20 protein-coding genes and 1 pseudogene are annotated in these 20,556 nt (G+C 55.4%); 10 read left to right on the top strand and 11 right to left on the bottom strand.

All coding sequences use genetic code 11. The features are described 5' to 3' along the window. Positions 1 to 43 precede the first annotated feature (43 nt). Entirely contained in the window at positions 44 to 409 is a 366-nt protein-coding gene (locus J7394_RS12830) for a nuclear transport factor 2 family protein (protein WP_209253566.1), read from the bottom strand. A 230-nt stretch (positions 410 to 639) separates the two neighbouring features. On the opposite strand from J7394_RS12830, the gene rplM reads away from it, so the two are divergent. Together rplM and rpsI are read left to right on the top strand one after the other, a co-directional pair. After that, complete coding sequence (gene rplM, locus J7394_RS12825; protein WP_039536983.1) at positions 640 to 1,098, top strand: 50S ribosomal protein L13; 459 nt, start codon at positions 640 to 642, stop codon at positions 1,096 to 1,098. Positions 1,099 to 1,104: 6 nt separating this feature from the next. Then, the gene (rpsI, locus tag J7394_RS12820; protein ID WP_039535473.1) at positions 1,105 to 1,590 is read left to right on the top strand and encodes a 30S ribosomal protein S9; all 486 of its coding nucleotides are present in this window, start codon (positions 1,105 to 1,107) and stop codon (positions 1,588 to 1,590) included. A 63-nt stretch (positions 1,591 to 1,653) separates the two neighbouring features. On the opposite strand, the gene J7394_RS12815 is transcribed toward rpsI, so the two are convergent. Beyond that, on the bottom strand, positions 1,654 to 2,682 hold the full coding sequence (locus J7394_RS12815) for an alcohol dehydrogenase catalytic domain-containing protein (protein WP_209253564.1): 1,029 nt from the start codon (positions 2,680 to 2,682) through the stop codon (positions 1,654 to 1,656). A gap of 47 nt (positions 2,683 to 2,729) precedes the next feature. On the opposite strand from J7394_RS12815, the gene J7394_RS23025 reads away from it, so the two are divergent. Further along, positions 2,730 to 2,852, top strand: coding sequence for a hypothetical protein (locus J7394_RS23025; protein ID WP_256439825.1), 123 nt, complete (start codon positions 2,730 to 2,732; stop codon positions 2,850 to 2,852). A gap of 3 nt (positions 2,853 to 2,855) precedes the next feature. Here J7394_RS23025 and J7394_RS12810 read toward each other — a convergent pair whose 3' ends face one another. From J7394_RS12810 to J7394_RS12775, 8 genes are all read right to left on the bottom strand, one after another. Further along, on the bottom strand, positions 2,856 to 3,410 hold the full coding sequence (locus tag J7394_RS12810) for a hypothetical protein (RefSeq protein ID WP_209253562.1): 555 nt from the start codon (positions 3,408 to 3,410) through the stop codon (positions 2,856 to 2,858). 993 nt (positions 3,411 to 4,403) lie between these two features. Further along, entirely contained in the window at positions 4,404 to 5,834 is a 1,431-nt protein-coding gene (locus J7394_RS12805; RefSeq protein WP_209253561.1) for an NAD-dependent succinate-semialdehyde dehydrogenase, read from the bottom strand. A 16-nt stretch (positions 5,835 to 5,850) separates the two neighbouring features. After that, on the bottom strand, positions 5,851 to 6,885 hold the full coding sequence (locus J7394_RS12800; protein ID WP_209253560.1) for a biotin/lipoyl-containing protein: 1,035 nt from the start codon (positions 6,883 to 6,885) through the stop codon (positions 5,851 to 5,853). After that, complete coding sequence (locus J7394_RS12795) at positions 6,875 to 7,870, bottom strand: alpha-ketoacid dehydrogenase subunit beta (protein ID WP_209253559.1); 996 nt, start codon at positions 7,868 to 7,870, stop codon at positions 6,875 to 6,877. Before J7394_RS12795 ends, J7394_RS12800 begins: the two co-directional genes overlap by 11 nt. A 10-nt stretch (positions 7,871 to 7,880) precedes the next feature. Next, positions 7,881 to 8,876, bottom strand: a complete 996-nt coding sequence (locus J7394_RS12790) for a thiamine pyrophosphate-dependent dehydrogenase E1 component subunit alpha (RefSeq protein ID WP_209253558.1) — start codon at positions 8,874 to 8,876, stop codon at positions 7,881 to 7,883. Positions 8,877 to 8,930: 54 nt separating this feature from the next. Next, positions 8,931 to 10,229 (bottom strand): Xaa-Pro peptidase family protein, encoded by a 1,299-nt coding sequence (locus J7394_RS12785; RefSeq protein ID WP_209253557.1) that lies wholly within the window; start codon positions 10,227 to 10,229, stop codon positions 8,931 to 8,933. A 63-nt stretch (positions 10,230 to 10,292) separates the two neighbouring features. Continuing rightward, complete coding sequence (locus J7394_RS12780; RefSeq protein ID WP_209253556.1) at positions 10,293 to 11,102, bottom strand: SDR family NAD(P)-dependent oxidoreductase; 810 nt, start codon at positions 11,100 to 11,102, stop codon at positions 10,293 to 10,295. An 18-nt stretch (positions 11,103 to 11,120) separates the two neighbouring features. After that, on the bottom strand, positions 11,121 to 12,950 hold the full coding sequence (locus J7394_RS12775) for an extracellular solute-binding protein (protein WP_209253554.1): 1,830 nt from the start codon (positions 12,948 to 12,950) through the stop codon (positions 11,121 to 11,123). 216 nt (positions 12,951 to 13,166) lie between these two features. Here J7394_RS12775 and J7394_RS12770 point away from each other — a divergent pair, with 216 nt between their 5' ends. The 7 genes from J7394_RS12770 to J7394_RS12740 all read left to right on the top strand — a co-directional run bounded on the left by J7394_RS12770 (position 13,167) and on the right by J7394_RS12740 (position 20,144). Next, positions 13,167 to 14,123, top strand: coding sequence for a sugar ABC transporter substrate-binding protein (locus J7394_RS12770; protein ID WP_209253552.1), 957 nt, complete (start codon positions 13,167 to 13,169; stop codon positions 14,121 to 14,123). Between the two features lie 72 nt (positions 14,124 to 14,195). After that, on the top strand, positions 14,196 to 14,993 hold the full coding sequence (locus tag J7394_RS12765) for an SDR family oxidoreductase (protein WP_209253550.1): 798 nt from the start codon (positions 14,196 to 14,198) through the stop codon (positions 14,991 to 14,993). A gap of 68 nt (positions 14,994 to 15,061) precedes the next feature. Next, a complete protein-coding gene (locus J7394_RS12760) occupies positions 15,062 to 16,036 on the top strand; it encodes an ABC transporter permease (RefSeq protein WP_209253548.1) in 975 nt (324 codons plus the stop codon). A gap of 13 nt (positions 16,037 to 16,049) precedes the next feature. Next, entirely contained in the window at positions 16,050 to 17,051 is a 1,002-nt protein-coding gene (locus J7394_RS12755) for an ABC transporter permease (protein ID WP_209253546.1), read from the top strand. Further along, entirely contained in the window at positions 17,048 to 18,568 is a 1,521-nt protein-coding gene (locus J7394_RS12750; RefSeq protein ID WP_209253544.1) for a sugar ABC transporter ATP-binding protein, read from the top strand. Before J7394_RS12755 ends, J7394_RS12750 begins: the two co-directional genes overlap by 4 nt. After that, on the top strand, positions 18,568 to 19,440 hold the full coding sequence (locus J7394_RS12745; protein ID WP_209253542.1) for an NAD(P)-dependent oxidoreductase: 873 nt from the start codon (positions 18,568 to 18,570) through the stop codon (positions 19,438 to 19,440). The genes J7394_RS12750 and J7394_RS12745 overlap by 1 nt, the downstream gene beginning before the upstream one ends. After that, positions 19,437 to 20,144 (top strand): ThuA domain-containing protein, encoded by a 708-nt coding sequence (locus J7394_RS12740; protein WP_209253539.1) that lies wholly within the window; start codon positions 19,437 to 19,439, stop codon positions 20,142 to 20,144. Before J7394_RS12745 ends, J7394_RS12740 begins: the two co-directional genes overlap by 4 nt. Positions 20,145 to 20,326: 182 nt before the next feature. On the opposite strand, the pseudogene J7394_RS12735 reads toward J7394_RS12740, so the two are convergent. Then, positions 20,327 to 20,556, bottom strand: a pseudogene (locus J7394_RS12735) (MarR family transcriptional regulator); the annotation flags it as partial.

Below are 20,556 nucleotides of genomic sequence, written 5' to 3'. Positions count from 1 at the left end.
AAGAAAATCGCAGACTTGGGCACCAACATCAGCGTCCAACCAATCAGCCCAAAGGCTGAGGGTCGCCGAAAAAGCCAGACAAAGACGCTATCTTTCCGTCTTCGCCCAACTGAATGAAATCGTGGCCAGCGACCATCTCGGCCCCATCCGCGTCGATCATGTGCCAAGTAAAGTGCACAACGTTGTGGTGCGAAACCGGTTTGCTGGTCAGCTCCACGCGACCTTTCGAGCTATCCAAAACTTCACCGATATGTTTACTCAGCGCGTCCCGCCCACTGACATCGGCCGTAGGGTCGACATAGCGACCGTCTACAGCAAAACAGCGGATCAGCAAGGCCAATCGGGCGGCGTCATCATGCTCTTGCCAAGCGGCGCCGTAGTCGGAAATTACATGGGTTAGTGTGGGCATCTGAACCTCTTTGGTGCAAGGTCTCCGCGATGAAGGGCTCGAACAGCTAAGCGGACAGGGGTTAGAAATGTGGGGTAAAATAATACCCATTTTATAAAGCATTGTTTTTACATTGTTAAAATTGATTTGTGGTGGTTGACCTGCACATCCCTAGGTCATAGAACCCGTCCATCGAATTCGGACCGCTCTGTCTTGGGGCGGTCTTTCACATCAAACAGGACTATCCTGCCATGAAAACCTTTTCTGCAACACCTGCAGACATCGACAAGAAATGGATCCTGATCGACGCCGAGGGCGTTGTTCTGGGCCGTCTTGCCTCGATCGTCGCCATGCGCCTGCGTGGCAAGCACAAAGCGTCGTTCACCCCGAACATGGACATGGGCGACAACGTCATCGTGATCAACGCTGACAAAATCCAGATGACCGGCAAGAAGCGCGAAGAGAACTTCTATTGGCACACTGGCCACCCGGGCGGCATCAAGTCGCGCACCAAACAGCAGATCCTGGAAGGTGCCCACCCCGAGCGCGTCGTGACCCAGGCGGTCAAGCGCATGCTGCCGGGCAACCGTCTGGCGCGTCAGCAAATGACCAACCTGCGCGTTTACGCCGGTGCCGAGCATCCTCATGAGGCGCAAGCGCCCGAAGTTCTGGACGTTAAGTCCATGAACAAGAAAAACACCCGGAGCTAATGACCGATGGCTGATCAGATCAATACTCTCGAAGAGCTGAGCGCCGTCGCAGGCGTTGAAACCGTGGCCGAAGAAGTCATCGTACGTGAACCCGTACGCGACGAGCTGGGCCGCTCCTATGCCACCGGCAAGCGTAAAGACGCTGTTGCCCGCGTTTGGATCAAGCCGGGTTCCGGCAAGGTCACCGTGAACGGCAAAGACCAGGACAAGTACTTCGCGCGTCCGGTTCTGCAGCTGATCCTGCGCCAGCCGTTCCAGGTTGCCGGTGTGGAAGGTGAGTTCGACGTTGTTGCAACCGTCAAAGGCGGTGGCCTGACCGGTCAGGCCGGTGCGGTCAAGCACGGCATCTCGAAAGCGCTGCAGCTGTACGATCCGTCGCTGCGTGGTGCTCTGAAAGCCGCTGGCTTCCTGACCCGCGACAGCCGTGTTGTGGAACGTAAGAAATACGGTAAGCGCAAAGCGCGTCGTTCGTTCCAGTTCTCGAAGCGTTAATCGTTGCGAACTACGAATTTCAAAAGGGCTCGCATGTGCGGGCCCTTTTTTCTTTTCATAGGGTTAGGGCGTGATCATCACCTTCCCGTCACTCGTTTTCAAAGCGTCCGCTAGGTTGGAGATCAGATCGCCCAGTGTCAGACGCTCGGACACATCTGTTTTCCAACGCCCGTCTGCGAAACGCGCCTGAACCTCGGTCACAACGCGCATCTGATCGGCCGGAGGGGTGGTCATCATCCAGTTGGTCAGCCAGAATCCTTCGATCCGTTTGCCCATGAAGATCAGCTGCCCGGTTTGGGTCAGGGTCGGGGCGTCGCTGCCGAGTTTGCCATAGCAAATCCAGCGCGCGCGATTGGGCATGGCGCAGAAAATCTGCTCGGACAGAGGGTCCATGACAGCGTCGAGAAAGACGCGGGGCTTCAGCTTGGCGCTCAGTTCGGCAAATTGGCGCGCAACGTCAGGGTCCGTTGTGACCAGAACTTCCGCAGCCCCAAGCTCTTTCAGCATCGGAGCAGTCTCAGCGCGCCGCACCATAGCGATGGGCTTCAAGCCCAGATCCCGCCCAAGGCTGCACATCAGCTTACCCAATTGGCTGGTGGCGGCTGAAACGACAAACGCGTCGCCGTCTTCGTTGGCTATATCAACCATAGCCATCGCGGTCAGCGGGTTGACGATCTGCGCAGCCCCGTCATCGTCCGAGATGTCAGGGCGCAGAGGGATGCACATTTGCATCTGGGTTACGACATATTCCGCCCAAGCCCCCGATCCGGCAGCGACAAAGGCGACGCGCAGGCCTTGTAGACCTTCCGCCCCTTTGCCCGTTGCTACAACATGTCCGCACCCTTCAAAGCCCGCAGCGGTACCTTTGACACGGGGTTGGCCGTATTCGCCTTTGATGAAGTGAATGTCTGACGGATTTACCGAGGCAGTGCGCAGCCGGATCAGAACCTGTCCGGGGCCGGGGGTAGGGACGGGCAATTCGGCATCGACCAACCACTCAGACGCGTCTGTGATTGTGGGGCCTGTCATGGTGCCGGAATAGCCGTCATGTTTCAGGACAACGGCGCGCATGGTAGAGGGCAAGTCGGTCATTGGTCAGTCCTTGAATTGCGCGTTTCTCCGGATCAGGGGTAAGCCTGATGGCAAAGAAAAACGGCGCGGGGTTCGTGTTGGGTCAAGCCAAACAAAAGCCCCGCGCCGCGTCAATTCTGCCGCTGTCTAACGTCGCGGCATGTGAAGAAGGCCGCCCATGGACGGCCTGACCCTTATTGGCTCATCGCTTTTTGCAGGTCCTGAAGTTTGGTCAGAACCGCCTCGGGCGAGGCTTTGATCTCATCCAGGATCTTGATCACCTGATCTTTGACAACCTGTGCCATCTCGCTGTTCTGGACCGAGGCGACCATGGCGTCATAGTCAAAGTTCTGAGCAGTTAGCATGCCCTCTTGAACCCAGGAGTTGAACAGCTCCTGGCCCTGATCGGCCAGCGAGGCGACCTGATCACCGGCTTGATCTGCAGCCTCGGAGGCCTGATCTGCGATCGAGTTGGCGGCCTCAGTAGCCTGATCCGCAACAGATGACGCGGCCTCAGTGGCCTGATCGGTCAGAGATGACGCCGCTTCGCTGGCTTGTTCTGTGGCCGATTCCAGTGCTTCGCTTGCGGCTTCCTGCACGGCCGAGGCCGCTTCGCTGACCGCATCGCCCGCATCCTCGGCTGCGGCTTCAAGTTTTTCAGCCGGCGTCGGTTCGGGTTGGTTGAGATAGAAATACCCGCCCGCGCCAAGGCCGACGAGGACGATGATGATAAGAAGAGTACGCGACATTATATGTCTCCTTTGGAAATTTGTGCCGCTGGGATGATCCAATTCTAGGACGACTCAAAGGGGGAATTCTTGTGATTTCTCAGCAGAATACGGGTTTGGGCCAAGCTACGCTGATTGGGCGGCTTGATCCGGCGACAAAGCGCCCACCGTTTTGGATTTTGCGTTGAATTTTAACGAAAACACATTCTGCGGGTCGCTCGGCAGTCCGTGAACGAGAACATGGAGCCGAGCGAGGTCCGCATTTTACGGATCGGTCGAATTTTTGGTCTTATGTGAAGGACTTCACTGCCTTTGATCCCAAAATGACCGACACTGCAGTCAGACAGGGTAAATAAGACATTTTGCGGATCGTGATCGGGTTCGGTTCCCAAATTAGCGAGTAACGACTTTTGTTTGCATAGGCCTATTGGGCCAAAAGGGGCACTGATCTCTCACTTTGTGGTTGAATGTGAGGGGCGGTGTGAGGGGGGCTGGATGAGGGGGTCTTGGCCAGCCCCTCTCTTTGCGCAGCACGACAGACCTGTCGGTCTGTGAAAGCAAAGAAACCATTTGGAAATTATGGCGGAGAGACAGGGATTCGAACCCTGGGTGGGCTTGCACCCACAACGGTTTTCGAGACCGTTTTAGGCATCAAACCAGAAGACCTCGGATCAATAAAACAAGGGTCTTGTGACGGTAAGGTGGGCAGGTTCGGCACAGAAAGCGGGTAGGGGTGTCATAGGAAAGCGTCATAGTGATTGAAGGTGAGTGAACTTCGTCAGCGGTTACTGAACGCGCATTGAGGTTCTGAAGGCGGGAAGCGGTCTTTCGCTGCATGTGCGAAAAACCAACAACGCACACCTGAGAGCAGACATTGATTTATCGACGGCGATTGTGATGTTTCCATGATCGCAAGCGTCTGAGCTCTGGTCCTCCTTGAAGCATGTTATTCCAATGGTGGGTCACTATCGGTGGTTTCAATTTCCAGTCTTTGCTCAGTTTGAAGTGCCAAAATCACCAACTGGCCGAGATGTACTGAGTTTCCATGAATTCCAGCATACCCTCGTGGCCACCTTCGCGCCCAATGCCTGATTGTTTGACGCCGCCAAATGGCGCCGCAGGGTCACTTACCAGTCCTCGGTTTAGGCCGACCATACCGTATTCCAGCCGTTCGCATATCTGTAATGCGCGTTTGAAATCACGCGAGAACACATATGCCACAAGGCCATATTCTGTGTTGTTCGCCCGGCGGATTGCATCCTCTTGGTCAGTGAACGTCTGTATGGCAGCGACCGGTCCAAAAATCTCATCATGCACGCAATCGGCGTTTTCCGGTACGTTTGACAGGACAGTTGGTGGGTAAAAAAAACCTGTCCCGTCAGGCGTGGCACCACCACATTCAACACGGGCCCCTTTTGCGACCGCATCAGCAACGAACTCAGCGACTTTGTTACGAGTGTCAGAGTTGACCAATGGGCCGACGTCAACGGAAGGATCGGTACCATCCCCGACTTTCAACGCAGACATTTCTTCCGATAGGCGCCTCGTAAACTCTTCGGCGCGGGATTCGTGGACATAGATGCGATTGGCGGCCGTGCATGCCTCGCCCAGATTGCGCATCTTGGCCAGCATCGTGCCCTCAATCGCGGTCTCCATGTCAGCATCTTCCAGAACGATAACCGGTGCGTTGCCGCCAAGCTCCATTGCGGATTTCAAAACCTGATCCGCCGCGCCTTTCAGCAGTTTTCGACCCACACCGGTTGAGCCGGTAAAACTCACAACGCGCACACGCGGATCATGCATCATGTGATCCACCAAAGCACCGGTGCGCCGTGATGGTAGCACATTGACCAAACCGGGTGGAACTCCGGCCTCTTCCAACAAAGGCATCAATGCCAACATGGTCAGTGGGGTTTCTGAGGCGGGTTTGATAATGACGGCACAACCGGCTGCAAGGGCCGGGGCGATCTTGCGCGTGCCCATGGCGGCGGGATAATTCCAGGGTGTCACCAACACAGCCAAGCCAGCGGGCTTGTGCTGCACCATGATCCGCGCACCCGAGCTGGGCGCGTGGGTGATCATGCCGTCCGCGCGCACGGCTTCTTCGGCAAACCAGCGAAAGAATTCTGCGGCATAGGTTGCCTCACCAATCGCATCCGCTCGTGCCTTGCCGTTTTCCAAAGTGATCAGATGGGTGAACTCCTCAAGGCGGTCCGTCATCAGCTCCCACGCTTTACGCAATACCTCAGAGCGTGCGCGGGGCGTGCGTGCGGCCCAATCTGCCATCGCCGCTTCGGCAGCGTCCAATGCGGTGTCTGCATCCGCGATTTCGGCGGATGCGACCGATGCGATAACCTCTTCGGTTGCTGGATTGACTACGTCAAATCGTTGATCTGCAGCGCCGGCATGCCACTGACCATTGATGTATAGATCGGTGTTTTTCATGGTGAGTCCGTTCAGGTCATATCAAATATTGCAAAGGGTCGGCCAATCGTTCGGCAAAGCCTGAAATCAGCGCGATTGCGGCCTCGCTCTCTAACTGGTCCGACGTGAATTCAAGGCTGAGGCGCAACATGTCTCTGTCGCTTGCGACGCTCAGAACCGGCGTGTCAGGGGGACCTAATCGCAACCCGGTGATGGGGCTGTCCGTCATGTCTCTCAATACCAGATCTGCGTGACTATCCGGCACCTCCATCTGATGGAGCAAGCGCGTTTTGTCAGGGTTCTTCAGAACTGCGGTTACGCCGGTCAGATTCGAAAGTGCAATTATCAGATCCACTGTGTCTGGCATCGCAGAACGCAGTGCTCCCGAGGCGAAACTGGCCCACAGTGCAGTTGGTGCAATGGTAATTCCGCCGTCTTCCAGCATCCAGTTGAGGAAGTCATCCGTGCCGGTTCGTGGCACACATGCTGTGATCTGAGAAAGATGGGCCGAAGTGGCTGCGTTGCTGCCGGTTTTGGGTAACGTTCGAAGCACCTCGATGTCGGCGACATGATAAGGCTGTGGATGCCCGGCCAATACCAGCCGGTTCAGGTCCAACCCTGCTTCGTGGGCAAGGCGGCGCGCTTTGGGCGAGGCGAGAATGCGTTCGTTCTCTGCGACCGGTGCGACGGCGATGTTTGTGTTTTGACGCGACCCAACGGGTGGATCAGCGACCTTGTGTGTTGGGATTGCGGCCGTAGGTTCTGCGTCGACCTTTTCCGCGACTTGGGTGTCAATGAAGTCGCTGGGCTCCTGCGTAAGCCCTTCACCCTCGGCAGTATCCGAAATCAGGGCGATGATCTGACCCACTGGTATTTCTGCACCTGCTTCGGCTTTGAGATCGGTCAAAAACCCATCCGCAGGTGCCTCTACTTCCATGGTCGATTTGTCGGTTTCCACTTCGAAGAGCGGATCACCCAGGCTCACCGCCTCGCCCGGCGCTTTCAGCCAGTTGACCAAAAGACCCGTGTCCTGCGCCATGCCAAGGGCCGGCATGATCACCTCATGCGGCATGAAACATGTCCCCCGCCATGAGCCTGCGGGCGTTTTCAGCAACACCTTCCGGGGTTGGAACAGTAATGTCCTCCAGTGCGGGCGAGAACGGGACGGGCACGTCCATGGCCCCCATCCTCAGCACAGGTGCATCAAGGTGGTAGAACGCTTTCTCATTGATACGGCTGGCTATTTCACCCGTCACACCATAGCTTTGGTGCCCTTCATCCACAACAATCACACGGCTCGTCTTGCGGGCAGAGGCAAGTAGCGTTTCTTCGTCCAATGGAACAATTGTACGTGGATCAATCACCTCGGCTGAAATCCCTTCGGCTGATAGAATCTTAGCGGCCTTCTCACAAACTTGAACCATCGAAGATGTGCCGATCAACGTAATGTCTGTGCCATGGCGTTTGACATTGGCCTCGCCAAAGGGAATGAGGAACTCTTCTTCCGGGACCGGTGCCTTGTCGTTGTACATCAGCTTGTCTTCGAAAATCACAACCGGGTTGTCATCGCGGATTGCGGTCTTTAGCAGTCCCTTGGCCTCGTAGGCCGAAGAAGGTAACGCCACTTTCAAACCCGGAATGTGGGCCACAAGCGCATGCAAGGATTGGGAGTGTTGCGCAGCGGATCGTCGAGTCGCGCCCAGATTTGTGCGCAGGACCAACGGCGCGTTCATTTTGCCACCAGACATGTAGTGGATCTTGGCCGCCTGATTGCAGAGCTGGTCCATGACCAGGAAGATGAAATCGCCAAACATCAGATCAACGATGGGACGGGTGCCGGTCATGGAGGCACCAACCGCAAGCCCCATGAACCCTGGTTCCGCAATTGGGGTGTCGACCACGCGATCTGTGCCAAATTCTTCGACCAGACCGGAAAGGATCTTAAATGGTGTTCCTGCTTCGGCCACATCCTCACCGATGATGAATGTAGAGGGATCGCGACGCATTTCTTCGGCAAGCGCTTCGTTGACAGCCTGAGACAGAGTAATTTCTCGCATATTCTGCTCCTCAGGCCAGCGCGTGTTTGACGTCTGTGAACACATGCATGTCGACTTCGGCGGCGTCTGGATAGTCGGCGTTCAGGGCGTATTCGACGGCGGCGGCAGCTTCGGATTTGATGTCAGCGTTCATGGCTTCAATCTCGGCCTCCGATGCAATACCTTCTGCAACAAGCCAGGATCGGAACCGCGTGATCGGATCGCGGTTATCCTTCCAGTGCTTTTCTTCTTCTTTCGACCGGTAATACTCGCGATTTATGTCGCCCACGTGGTGGCCGTGGTAGCGATAAGTCATCAGTTCTATGAAGAACGGACCCTCGCCCTTGCGTGTACGCTCGACCAACTTCTCGGTCAGTTCATTCACGGCCAGCACATCCTGCCCATCGACCTGATGGGCCTCGATGCCAAAGGCTTCGGCGCGTGCAGTGATGGTGCCTGCCGCGATTTCATCCGTGCGGGTGTATTCTGAATACCCGTTGTTTTCGCAGGCATAAATCACGGGCAACTTCCACAAGGCGGCCATGTTCATGACCTCGTACATCAGCCCCTGTGCAGTAGCCCCATCGCCAAAAAAACAGACAGTGACGTCATCTTTGCCCAACAGTTTAGCTGAAAAGGCAGCTCCTGTTGCGATACCCATCGACCCGCCAACAATCGCGTTCGCGCCAAGGTTCCCATTGGACTGATCCGCGATATGCATGGATCCGCCTTTGCCGCGGCAATATCCTTCTTCTTTGCCCAGCAACTCGCAGAACATTTCCTTGAAATCGGCACCTTTGGCGACGCAATGGCCGTGGCCACGGTGGGTCGAGGTGATTTTGTCGGTCACTCGCAAAGCCTCGCAAATACCAACCGCCACGGCCTCTTCTCCGGAATACATATGCGTCAGCCCCGGCATTTTGGCCGACAGGTACAACTGGTTTGCGTTGTCTTCGAATGTTCGGATGCGAACCATCTGGGCGTACATCCGCAGATAGTCCTCAGTGTTGGTCTTTGCGGCGCTCATGATAATCTTTCCTAAGAAGTGACGCTGGCCCCTAAAGGACCGGTTGGATAAGCGTCAGTAGCGGTTGGCGATTGGCAGGTCCTCGGCCGGGAAAAGGCTAATCACTTCGCAACCGGTTTCGGTTACCACGACCTCTTCCTCAATCCGCGCGGCAGAGTATCCGTCTGTAGCCGGGCAGTAGGTTTCAAGCGCGAAGACCATTCCCGTCTTGATCTCCATTGGATGATCAAGGCTGACAGCGCGGCTGATGATCGGCCGTTCATGCAATGCAAGGCCCAGCCCGTGACCGAACTGAAGGCCAAAGGCAGACGCTTCGTCGGGAAAGCCGAACTCTTCGGCCTTTGGCCAAACCTCAGCCACCTTGTCGGTGCTGACCCCCGGTTTGATCATTGAAATCGATGCGTCGATCCATTCGCGCGCCTTCACATAGGCGTCGTTTTGGGACGGCGTGGACCGGCCGATGTTGAATGTCCGATAGTAACAGGTGCGATACCCCTGATAGGATTGCAGAATATCAAAGAATGCCTGATCACCAGGACGGAACAGCCTGTCGGTGAAGTTGTGCGGGTGCGGGTTGCAGCGTTCGCCGGAAATAGCGTTGATCGCCTCAACATCGTCGCTGCCCATCTCATAAAGCATCTTGTTCGACAGCGCGACGATGTCGTTTTCACGCACACCCGGTTTCAGCTCTTCGTAAATCATGTGATAGACGCCGTCGACCATCGAAGCAGCTTGCGTCAGTAGCTGGATTTCATCCCAGTTCTTGATTTCGCGTGCTGCCAACATGATTTGTTGGCCGTCGACGACATTTATGCCCTCAGCCTTGAGCGCTTCGAACATCGCTGTTTCTGCATAGTCCAATCCAACCGGCATATCCCCCATTCCTGCTTCGCGGATTAGTCCGGCGATTTCTTTGGCGTATTTGCGCATCAATCCAAACTCGGGCGGGATGGTGCCTCGCATGCCGACTACACCTGCACGGCAATGATCCGGCACCAGCCAATCCGAATATTTTCTGTGATGCATCGCAGCGGACCCGAAATCCCAGACATAGGGCGCGTCGTCGCCGGTCAGCAGGCAGAACCGGCACATCTTGTCGCGTTCCCATTCCCCAATCTTGGTGGCCGAAACGTAGCGAATGTTGTTTACATCAAAGAGCAGGAGCGTGCCCGCATTCGAAGCTCTCAGAGCCTGACGCGTGCGTGCCAGGCGATAACGGCGCAGGCGGTCATGATCAATTCGACGCTCAAAGTCGACGGATGTATGACCCCATGCGGGCAATCGCCCTTCCCATTGCCAGTTGGGTTCAAGATCCTGCGGAGTAAGCAGGTTGGGCATTAGTGCTCTGGACATGACGGCTCCTTCGGGTGGTCGAACCACCGATATGTTGTGTAGGGACTGCGCGGTGTTGCTGCGTTACTGAATGCACCAGCCGCCATCGATGTGGATCATCTGGCCGGTCATATAGTCGCTGTCATCGCTGGCCAGGAACGATGCGGTACCCACGATGTCGTTTGGATAGGAGACTCGTTTGACCTGAAGTGCATCACGCACGATGTCTTCATACGCTTGCCCTTCGCGTTCCTTAAAACCGATATCGACCAGATCTTTGTCGAGCTGTTCCCAAAGTGGAGTTACAACGACGCCCGGCGCATAACCGTTGACCGTGATTTTATGCTCGGACAGCGCAACGGCACCGCAATGGGTCAGGGCCAGGCAGCCATACTTCGAGGTGCAATAAACCGTCACATCAACAAGTGGTTTGCGCGAGGCGATCGAACCGACGTTGATGATCTTGTAAGGATGTCCCTCCATCGGGCCTTGTTTGATCATCTGACGCGCAGTTTCCTGCATACCCAGCCACATCGCCTTGGTGTTGACGTTCATGATCATGTCCCAGTTGTCTTCATCGATATCCATGAAAAACCGGGGTTTGTTCAGGCCCGCGTTAAACAGACCCACGTTGATGCTGCCAAAGGCGTCGACGGTTGCCGCAACGGCCCCCGCATTGTCTTCGCGCTTGGTCACGTCCATTTTTACCGCGATTGCGCTGCCGTTGCCGTTGGCATTGATGCCATCCGCAACTTTCTGCGCCTCTGCGTGATCAATGTCCCCAATGCAGATATTTGCACCCTGAGACGCAAAGCACTCGGCGTTCGCCTGTCCCATGCCGCGAGCGGCACCAGTAATCAGAATATTCTTACCTTTCAGGCGATTGGGGTCCATGATCTTCTCCTTGGGGTTCTATCTTCGACGCTTGCCACTTAGCGTTTCGTCAGCACGATCCTGCGCACGGCGCAGAGCTTCTTTTGGGGGTATGATCCCACGCAGCATGTCGTGGAGTTCCTCCCCGCAGATGCGAATGACATCGCTGATCTCCGGTACGGGAGGGCGTGGCCAGAATTGCAGCTCATCTCGCCAGGACATCGCGTCAACTGCTTCGAAAATCGGCGACGATCGACGTACTTCGGGGTCGGCACCAACCGAATAACGCGGGTTGGTCCGGCTGCCGTTCTGGACATACAGCTTCTGAGCCTCGGGAGACGTGAAGACCCGCAACGCTTCTGCTGCTGCGGCACGACGCTCGACCGGCAGATTGGAAGGGATGCCCATCACATAACCGCCGACCGGTGCCACCTGAGTGGCGCCACGTCCCGCAGGATGTGGAAGAAAACCAGTCTGCCCATGTGCGGGTGACGACGGATCGGCTTCGAAGTAAGGCGCCAGTAGCGTATAGCCATATGCCATCGCCACCTTGCCTGCGGCAAAGGGACGGATACGTTCGTACCACGACATCGACAAAATGTCGGGCGGCGAGTATTTCAGCAGTTCCATCAGATACTCAGCCGCACTTAGCCCCACAGCCGTGTTGATGGTGAATTGGTAGCTGTCATGGTGTAAGTCTTCGGTGTCAAAACCGCCGGCTATCTCTTTTAAATCAACGATCGGCTGCCCGAAATCTGAAAGCGTCGTCAGGAATGTATGTCCAAGCGCAGTACCACGCGCTGCGTTCCACGCTATGCCATATCGTCCGTGCTGCGGATCGTGGAGAACCTGTGCCGCTGTCAGAAGTTCATCCGTTGTCGCAGGTGGTTCAAGCCCGGCATCAGCAAACTGATCGCGCCGATAGAACAAAAGCTCTGGTGTGGTTTGCGCCGGGACACCATAGGCTTTCCCGCCCCAATGTGCCGCTTTCCAGCCTGCAGTATGAAAATCGGCCGGATCCAGCACGGCCAATTCCATCACGTCCTCCAGAGGCAGCAGTACTCCTTTTTCGACAAACTCACCGATCCACGGAAGATCAACCGCGATAATGTCATATCGGCTGGTTGGGCGTTCCGCGTTTTTGAGAGCTTCTTCTCGCAGGCGATCAATTGAAAAGGCACGTTGATGGATCGGCGAGCCAATCACTTGTTCAAACTGCCGCTTGAGCGTTTCCATCACCATGAAGGTCGGGTCGCCATGAACCAGAACGCGAACCCCACCAGCCAGTTTAAGGGGGTCTCCCAAAACTTGAAGTGGTGGGATCGACTTGGTCGCCATGTAAGATCCGCCGAAATAATAGTCGGTGGATTCTGCGCGTTGTTCGCTTGTTCCAAATTCAATCTCTGCCAGGCGCCGTATGCGGGTAGATAACTGCATCCATCCGTCAAGTAGGTGTTCGCTGGGATGAAGAGAGAAGCTTTTGCCGGAACTGGTACGCGGGCGCTGTTCAATCAGTCCTGTTTCGATCATTTCCTTCACGCGGCGCGACGCAGTGGCATAAGGAATGTGCGACGCCGATATGAGTGACGTCGGGGTGACGGTCTTACCCTCAATGTGATTTCGGATCAGGAAAAGGGACATCAGGAAAAACGGGTTCGGGGCAAAGACCTCGATCACGTCTTCCAACTCTTCGCAAAAACTTTCCAGAAACGAGACGACCTGAAGCATTTCGGTCTTGTCCTGAAAATAACCTTGCTGAAATGTCGAAGCTGAGCCGTCCATGGGTTTGTACCGCTTTGCACCCTGATCATGAGTTTGGGCCGAGTCCGGCGCTGGATTGTTCGATTTGGACAAATTCGATTCGTTCATATTGCCCTCCCTCTCAAAATGTTCAGAATGATCGTGGTGCAGTATTGCTTAGATATCCGTTCTGGATACCATGATTCTCAATTTGGATATTTTCGGGGGGTCTTAGCGCGGAAGTTTTCGCGAACCTGTCGGGGCTAATCCGATCTACGGATGATGATTCCCGCGGAGGAAAGACGGGAGTTGGCAAGACCAAGAATTTACCCGGGAGGAAACCGAATGAATATCCGCAAAACTCTTGTGGCGACCACCGCCCTGGCCCTGACGGCTTTCGGCGGGGCAGCTATGGCTGATACAATGACCATTGGCATTACGCAAAACAATGTCGGCGTCGACAGCTACCAGACCACGTATGAAAAAGCCTTTATCGCAGCCGCCGAGGCGAACAGCGATGTCGATGTTGTCGTTCTGGATGCAGGTGGTGACGTAGCCCGTCAGATTGCCCAAATGGAGGACCTGATCCAACAGGAAGTGGATGCCATCATCATCTGGCCAACCAATGGCGAAGCCGTGATCCCGGCGGTACGCAAGGCGCACAAGGCCGGTATCCCCGTTATTGTCACCAACTCAAACATCGCCGAAGCAGGCTTCCCGTTCGTCGCGTCCTTCTCTGGCCCCGACAACATCACACAAGGTTCGCGTTCAGCGGAAATCATGTGCGATAAATTCAAGGACATGGGTATCGAAAATGAAGCACGTGTCGTTCAGATCTCGGGGCAGCCGGGCTACACCACGGCCATCGAACGCCAAAAAGGCTTTGATGATCGCCTGCCGGAAGTTTGCCCCAACGTGACGCTGGTTGAAACCCAACCTGGTGACTGGAACCGTGAAAAATCCCAGAAGGTCATGGAAGCTTTCCTTGTGAAGTATGATGACATCGATGGCGTCTATTCCGGCGATGACAATATGGGCGTGGGCGCATTGAACGCCGCCAAAGCTGCTGGTCGTGAAGGCATTATCTTTGTTGGTGCCACCAACTTCGCTGTTGGCTACGAAGCTATGGAGCGTGGCGAATACTGGGGCTCGATCTACCAGTCGCCCGTTGACGATGCCGAGGCTGCATTGAAAACAGCGATCGAAACGCTCGAAGGTAAGGAACTGCCGTTCTTGAACTACTTCGACACACCGAAGATCACGCAGGAAAACCAAAGCGAGTTTACCAAGCCGGTTTTCTAAGTCTCCCCCAGATGCGCGGAGCCCATTGGGCTCTGCGCAGTTTAATAAACTCATTTGAACAGGGAGAAACCCATGGGGCGAGTCTCTGGACGTTCCTGTATTGTCACGGGGGCAGCTCAAGGTATCGGGCGTGCAATCGGCGAAGCGCTGTTGGAACAAGGCGCTGATGTCTGTTTCGCCGACATAAACGGCGACAAGGTGGCGACGGTTGCCGCTGAGAACAGACAGAAAGCCAACAGCTATGGCGGTCAGGTCACCCATGCAGCCGTCGATGTGACCGATCGTGAACAGGTCCGCGCCATGATCGACCATACGGTAAGCCAGTTTGGAAAACTGGATGTGAAATTTAACAATGCCGGTGTGAACAAGCCGATGAATTTCCTCGATGTGACAGATGAGAACTGGCATTTCATCATGGGCGTTAATGGGTTGGGATGCATGATAGGCATGCAGGAGGCCGCACGTCAGATGATTGCTCAGGGAACCGGTGGAAAAATCATCAATACCGCATCAATTGCAAGCCGACAGGGGTTCGACAACGTAGCGCCTTATTGCGCCTCAAAATGGGCTGTTGTTTCGCTGACCCAGTCGGGTGCGCGGGATTTGGCAAAGCATGATATCACGGTGACGGGCTTCGCCCCGGGCGTGGTCGCGACGGAAATGTGGGAAGAGGTCGACCGCGACCTGATGGAGATTGGCGCTGCCGAGCGTCCCGGACAGGCGATGGAGGAGTTTTCGGCTGAAATATTGCGCGGACGTGTTGCCCAGCCTGAGGACATCACTGGAACGACAACGTTTCTTGCGTCGCAGGATAGCGATTACATGACCGGCCAGATCGTGATGATTGATGGCGGCATGACGCTGGTATGAACACGCTGCGCCCGGTGAGCGCACGAATAAGATAGATGCTCCGGCTTGTCGGAGACGGGGAGAACGGGATGGCGCAACTGAAGAAATCCGACATCGGAGGCATACTGGCCCGGCAAGGTATTCTTGTTGCTTTTGTCGTGTTCATCATCGGATTTACGTTGGCGAACCCCAGATTTCTGGATCCGGACAACATTATGGGCGTGATCCGCTCATCTGCCATTCTGGGTGTCATGGCGCTGGGGGTAACCTTTGTTGTGATCAGCGGCAATCTTGATCTGTCCGTTGGCTCAATGATGTCCTTTTCGACAATTGTTGTCCTGGACCTTCACGACAAGATTGGGCCAACGCTGGCAATCCCTTCGATGTTTGCCATGACCATGTGCCTGGGAGCCCTGATCGGGTTTCTTGTTGGTTACCTGAAACTCAACTCTCTGATCGTGACGCTTGGAATGCTGTCGGCCATCCACGGGCTGACGCTAACCTATTCTGGCGGCAAGAATATGGATATTGCCGACAAGGAAGGCACTTGGTTCAGCGTTTTCGGCCAGGGCGACGCGTTGGGCATTCCTGTTCCAATTCTGTTGTTTGTTCTGTTGGCCGCTTTTCTGGGTATCGTGCTGGCCAAAACCCCTTTTGGCCGCAAGGTCTACGCTGTGGGGGGCAACGGTGTCGCTGCAACCTTCGCGGGCATTCGACGTGCGCGCGTTGTTTTCGTCTGCTATCTTGCGTCGTCCTTTTGTGTCGCGACCGCCGGACTTATTCAAGCGAGCCGTTCGATGGGCAGCCAGAACACCGTGGGCCAAGGTCTGGAACTTGAAGTGCTGGCAGCGGTCATCCTCGGAGGTGCGTCTTTGCTGGGAGGGTCCGGGACAATCTTCAAGACGGTGATTGGCGTCCTGATGCTTGGGTTTATTCAGAACGGGCTACTGCTCGTCGGCCTCCAATTCTACGTCCAATATGTTGTGACCTGGGTGATCATTATCTTGGCGGTATGGCTCGATATTGCGGCCAAGCGCGGCAAACTCTGGTCACCAATCGCTTAAGGGAAACGGATACATGCAAGCTGGTACTCTGAGCACTTTCCTGAAGCGAGGCGCCATCTGGGGTTTTATCGTTTTCGAGCTGATTTTCTTCAGCGTTGCGGGAGAATATTTGTCACTCAGTGACAAGGCCTTCATGGATCTCGATAACATGCTGCTGTTGTTTAAACAGTCTGCTCCGATCGGGATCATCGCGATGGGTATGACCATCGTCATGATCAATGGCAATATTGACCTAAGCGTCGGAGCGACCTTTGCACTCTGCGCAATTGTCTTGCTGGACAGCCTGACATGGCCTGTCTTTGCAGGTCTCGGGGATTGGGTCATCCCAATCTCGTGGAGCCTTGCGTTGCTGACCGGCATCGTGCTGGGCGCCATTAACGGATTGATCGTCTGGAAAACAGGGGTCGATGCGTTCATCGTGACGCTTGGCTCGATGCTGGGCTATCGTGGTCTGGTGTTCATGTACAATGGTGAACAGCCGACAAGTCATCTGAACTGGACATTGGTTGATTTCGCCGAGGCTCAGTTTCTGGGCCTGCACACTGCCACCTGGTTCCTTCTGGCGGTGACCTTGGTGATCTGGTTTGTGATGAATCGCACCATCCACGGACGCAATGCCTATGCCATTGGCGATAACCGCGAGGCAGCGGTGAATGCGGGTATCAGGGTCGGCCCACACATGATGGTCAATTTCATGATCATCGGGTTTCTGGCGGCCCTTTCGGCCGTGGTGTTTTACTCCGAAAGCGGATCCGTAAACCCGAATGATGGTGAGTTGTACGAGCTGTGGATTATCACAGCGGTGGTTCTTGGCGGCACCAAGCTGACCGGTGGCGCTGGCTCGGTGATCTCGACCTTTGGGGGCGTGCTGGCGATCCAGCTTTTGCGCAAGGGTTTGGGGCATATCGGTGCGGACACCTCAACCGTAAATTTGGTGATCGGTCTGATCCTAATCGCCGTGCTCTATCTCGACAAGCAACTGAACCGCAAAGGTGCAGAGGAGCTCAAGACATGACCGAAAGCACACCCGCCCTGCGTCTTGAAGGGATCGTAAAGACATTCCCCGGTGTTCGCGCGCTTGATGGCGTTTCCTTTGCAGTCATGCCCGGAGAAGTGCATGCGCTGATGGGGGAAAACGGAGCCGGGAAATCAACACTGATGAAGGTTCTGGGGGGTATCTATCAACCCGATGAAGGCCAGATCCTGATCGAAGAGTCTCCGACTGCGATGACCTCACCACTGGAAGCCAAGGCTAAGGGTGTTGTGTTCATTCATCAGGAACTTAGCCTCGCAGACGAATTGTCCGTGGCCGAGAATGTCTATCTCGGTGAGTTGCCGCGCAAGTCTTTCGGGCGGGTCGATTGGGACAAGCTATATGCCGATACAGCGAACATTCTGGATCGGCTGAAGGTCGGTTTTACACCAAAGACCCTCGTCGGGGATCTGTCCATCGCCAACAAGCAAATGGTCGAGATTGCTCGCGCCCTAACAGTCGACGCCAAAGCCGTGATTTTTGACGAACCCACCGCATCACTGACAGACACGGAAAAGGATGTTCTGTTCGAAGTGATCGCCGATCTGAAAGCGCGGGACGTGGGCATTATTTACATCTCGCACAGGATGGAAGAGATCTTTCGCATTACCGACAGGGTCAGTGTTCTGCGGGACGGGCAGCACACCGGCACCGCGATCACAGCTGAAACGGATGAAGAATCCGTCACCCAGATGATGATCGGGCGAAAGTTGGACTTGTCCCGCAACGTCTCGCACCACGAATTGGGGGACGTGGCTTTGGAGGTGCGAAACCTGAGTTGCGGCGATCTGTACCAAAACGTAAGTTTCAAGATCAGACGCGGCGAAGTGGTCGGTTTTTATGGGTTGGTTGGCGCGGGGCGAACCGAGATTGCCGAAACCCTGTTTGGTTTGCGCGATCCATCCGCCGGACAAATCCTGCTTGATGGGGAAGTGATACGCATCCACACACCTTCAGACGCGATCGAGCGGGGCATCTCGCTGGTCCCGGAAGACCGCAAAGGTCAGGGGCTGGTCTTGGGCATGAACTGCCGGGACAACATGACCCTGCCTCAGGTTGATGATCTCAAGGCTGGTCCGTTTGTGGCCGAAGGGGCCGAGATCTCGATCTTTGATCAATACCGCGACCGGCTGGACATCCGAACGCCCGGTTGGAGGCAACTTGTCGGAAACCTATCAGGCGGAAACCAGCAAAAGATTGTCATCGGAAAATGGCTGTCCATGCACCCCAACGTGCTGATTGTTGATGAACCGACCCGGGGGATCGATGTCGGTAGCAAAGCAGAGATTCACAACCTGATTCGGGATCTTGCCGCGCAGGGATATGCGGTGATCGTCATAAGTTCGGAAATGCCTGAAGTGTTGCACGTTGCGGACCGGATCTACGCTATGTTCCAAGGGCAGATCACACAGGAATTCACGTCTGAAGATGTGACCGAAGATAGTCTGGTTCGGGCTATCTCGGGCCTCTCTGACAACGGCACGACGCAGGTCGCGTGATGCGGGTTGGTTTTGCAGGATTGGGTCGCATGGGGCGCCGGATGGCAGCCAACTGTGCCCGGGCAGGGCATGAGGTCACGGTCTGGAACCGCAGCACCGGTCCTGCGCAGGATTTTGCACAGAGTGTTGGCGGCGGAATTGCCAACACTGCTGCAGAATTGTCCCGAGTTTCTGATGTCACAGTCTCAATGCTCGCAGACGATGCAGCCGCACGGGCAGTCTATTTCGGAGATGCAGGTCTTATCTCGGCACCAGGCGCGCAATTATTGATTGAGATGGGCACAATGAGCCCGGCTTTGGTTTCCGAGATTGCAGAGGCTGCCGAGACAGCCGGAAAACGCTTTGTTGATGCGCCGGTTTCCGGGGCAACCAACGCCGCTGAAGATGCCACGCTTCTGATTATGGTAGGCGCCGATGCTTCGCTCGCCCCGACGTTGTCGCCCCTTTTTGACGCGATGGGGCGCAAGACCATCTGGTTGGGGCAGGTCGGCGCTGGCGCTGCCATGAAACTTGCGGTGAATTTGTTGATCCACGGTATGAACCAGACGGTCTCTGAGGCGCTCTGCCTTGCCGAACGCTCTGGTATTGCCACCGACCTCGCATTCGATGTGATTGAAAACTCTGCCGCTGCGGCGCCGATGTTAAAGTTCCGCCGCCCAATTTATCTGAACGAAGCAAGTCAGGCTGTGACGTTCACAGTTGCGCTTGCACGCAAGGATGTCGGGCTCGCTCTGGCTCTGGCGCATGATGTCGGTGTGCCGATGCCACAGGCTGAGACCACTTTTCAGGTGCTGAAAAACGCCGAATCACAAGGCTTTGATGCGCGCGACATGGCGTCCATCTTCAACTACATGCGAGGACAATCGGGATGAAAGCCGCACTTTTTGTTGGAGGCTGGAAAGGTCACGCCCCCAAGCAATTCAGCGATTGGTATGAGGCGCTCCTGAAGGAAAACGGGTTCGAAGTGGATGTCTACGACACGTTGGAACCTTTGGAAGATCCGGATGAACTGGCCGATCTGGATCTGATCACACCAATTTGGTCATCTGCCAGATCCGGCCACAAAGACAAATATGGGAACATGACCAAACCGCAGGAAGACGGGCTTTTGAAACTGATAGGGGATGGATGCGGGCTTGCTGGATGGCATGGCCATATGGGTGACGCGTTCCGGGACCGACCAACCTACCACTTTCTGATCGGAGGCCAGTTTGTTGCTCATCCACCTGGATGGCCTGACAACCTTCAACCACGCGAGGATTACATTGATTATGATGTAACCATTTGCAAACCCGATGACCCAATCGTTGAAGGGATCAAAAGCTTTCGTCTGACAACCGAGCAGTATTACATGCTGGTTGATCCATCTAACGAAGTGTTGGCGACGACAACCTTTTCCGGTGATCATCTGTGGTGGATCGAGGGGACAGTCATCCCGGTGGTTTGGAAGCGCCGATGGGATAAGGGGCGCGTTTTTTATTGTTCAATAGGGCATGAATTGGACGACTTGAAACAACCTCAGGTCAAGGAGATCATTCGCCGGGGTGCAATTTGGGCCGCTGAAGGAAAACGATAGTGCCGCAATCAGGCTTGTTTGCTAAGCCAAGTCGGCGGCTGCTATTTCAATCTAACGATTTTCCGTTTCCAAGATGCCTCGACTTTGCCCTTCGACCAACGACCGTTTTGGGGAAACGCAGCAGTGCTGAGATGGATCGGCATGCTAAAGTCAGCTCTGGGCCGGTCACTCCGGCCTATTTATTATTCCGCCTTGTTCAGATCGCCGGTTGTCAGGATCGCGCCGGCCTGAAGGTCTTCGGCGTCGAGCATCGTTGCAACCCGTTCGAGCGCGGCAACAAGCATCGCCTGCTCCCAGTCCTCCATCTGCTTGAACCGCTGCACATAGAGCTGTTGCAGCGGATCTGGAGCGTCCTCCAGGGTTTGCCGCCCGCGATCCGTGATCAGGATGTTGGTCTGCCGTCGGTCGGTCA

It is taken from the genome of Ruegeria sp. R13_0 (genome assembly GCF_017743995.1).
Taxonomy (GTDB): Bacteria; Pseudomonadota; Alphaproteobacteria; order Rhodobacterales; family Rhodobacteraceae; genus Ruegeria.
Note: the sequence above shows the minus strand (reverse complement) of the source record. Positions and strands in the feature narration are given on the sequence as shown.

What these genes read in the sequence shown, in the direction of transcription:
- rplM (WP_039536983.1), top strand. Translation starts at nt 640, where the DNA reads ATGAAAACCTTTTCTGCAACACCTGCAGACATCGACAAGAAATGGATC.
- J7394_RS12815 (WP_209253564.1), bottom strand. Translation starts at nt 2,682, where the DNA reads ATGACCGACTTGCCCTCTACCATGCGCGCCGTTGTCCTGAAACATGAC.
- J7394_RS12790 (WP_209253558.1), bottom strand. Translation starts at nt 8,876, where the DNA reads ATGAGCGCCGCAAAGACCAACACTGAGGACTATCTGCGGATGTACGCC.
- J7394_RS12780 (WP_209253556.1), bottom strand. Translation starts at nt 11,102, where the DNA reads ATGGACCCCAATCGCCTGAAAGGTAAGAATATTCTGATTACTGGTGCC.
- J7394_RS12795 (WP_209253559.1), bottom strand. Translation starts at nt 7,870, where the DNA reads ATGCGAGAAATTACTCTGTCTCAGGCTGTCAACGAAGCGCTTGCCGAA.
- J7394_RS12755 (WP_209253546.1), top strand. Translation starts at nt 16,050, where the DNA reads ATGCAAGCTGGTACTCTGAGCACTTTCCTGAAGCGAGGCGCCATCTGG.
- rpsI (WP_039535473.1), top strand. Translation starts at nt 1,105, where the DNA reads ATGGCTGATCAGATCAATACTCTCGAAGAGCTGAGCGCCGTCGCAGGC.
- J7394_RS12805 (WP_209253561.1), bottom strand. Translation starts at nt 5,834, where the DNA reads ATGAAAAACACCGATCTATACATCAATGGTCAGTGGCATGCCGGCGCT.
- J7394_RS12770 (WP_209253552.1), top strand. Translation starts at nt 13,167, where the DNA reads ATGAATATCCGCAAAACTCTTGTGGCGACCACCGCCCTGGCCCTGACG.
- J7394_RS12785 (WP_209253557.1), bottom strand. Translation starts at nt 10,229, where the DNA reads ATGTCCAGAGCACTAATGCCCAACCTGCTTACTCCGCAGGATCTTGAA.
- J7394_RS12765 (WP_209253550.1), top strand. Translation starts at nt 14,196, where the DNA reads ATGGGGCGAGTCTCTGGACGTTCCTGTATTGTCACGGGGGCAGCTCAA.
- J7394_RS12750 (WP_209253544.1), top strand. Translation starts at nt 17,048, where the DNA reads ATGACCGAAAGCACACCCGCCCTGCGTCTTGAAGGGATCGTAAAGACA.
- J7394_RS12830 (WP_209253566.1), bottom strand. Translation starts at nt 409, where the DNA reads ATGCCCACACTAACCCATGTAATTTCCGACTACGGCGCCGCTTGGCAA.
- J7394_RS12760 (WP_209253548.1), top strand. Translation starts at nt 15,062, where the DNA reads ATGGCGCAACTGAAGAAATCCGACATCGGAGGCATACTGGCCCGGCAA.
- J7394_RS12810 (WP_209253562.1), bottom strand. Translation starts at nt 3,410, where the DNA reads ATGTCGCGTACTCTTCTTATCATCATCGTCCTCGTCGGCCTTGGCGCG.
- J7394_RS12775 (WP_209253554.1), bottom strand. Translation starts at nt 12,950, where the DNA reads ATGAACGAATCGAATTTGTCCAAATCGAACAATCCAGCGCCGGACTCG.
- J7394_RS23025 (WP_256439825.1), top strand. Translation starts at nt 2,730, where the DNA reads ATGGCAAAGAAAAACGGCGCGGGGTTCGTGTTGGGTCAAGCCAAACAA.
- J7394_RS12800 (WP_209253560.1), bottom strand. Translation starts at nt 6,885, where the DNA reads ATGCCGCATGAGGTGATCATGCCGGCCCTTGGCATGGCGCAGGACACG.
- J7394_RS12740 (WP_209253539.1), top strand. Translation starts at nt 19,437, where the DNA reads ATGAAAGCCGCACTTTTTGTTGGAGGCTGGAAAGGTCACGCCCCCAAG.
- J7394_RS12745 (WP_209253542.1), top strand. Translation starts at nt 18,568, where the DNA reads ATGCGGGTTGGTTTTGCAGGATTGGGTCGCATGGGGCGCCGGATGGCA.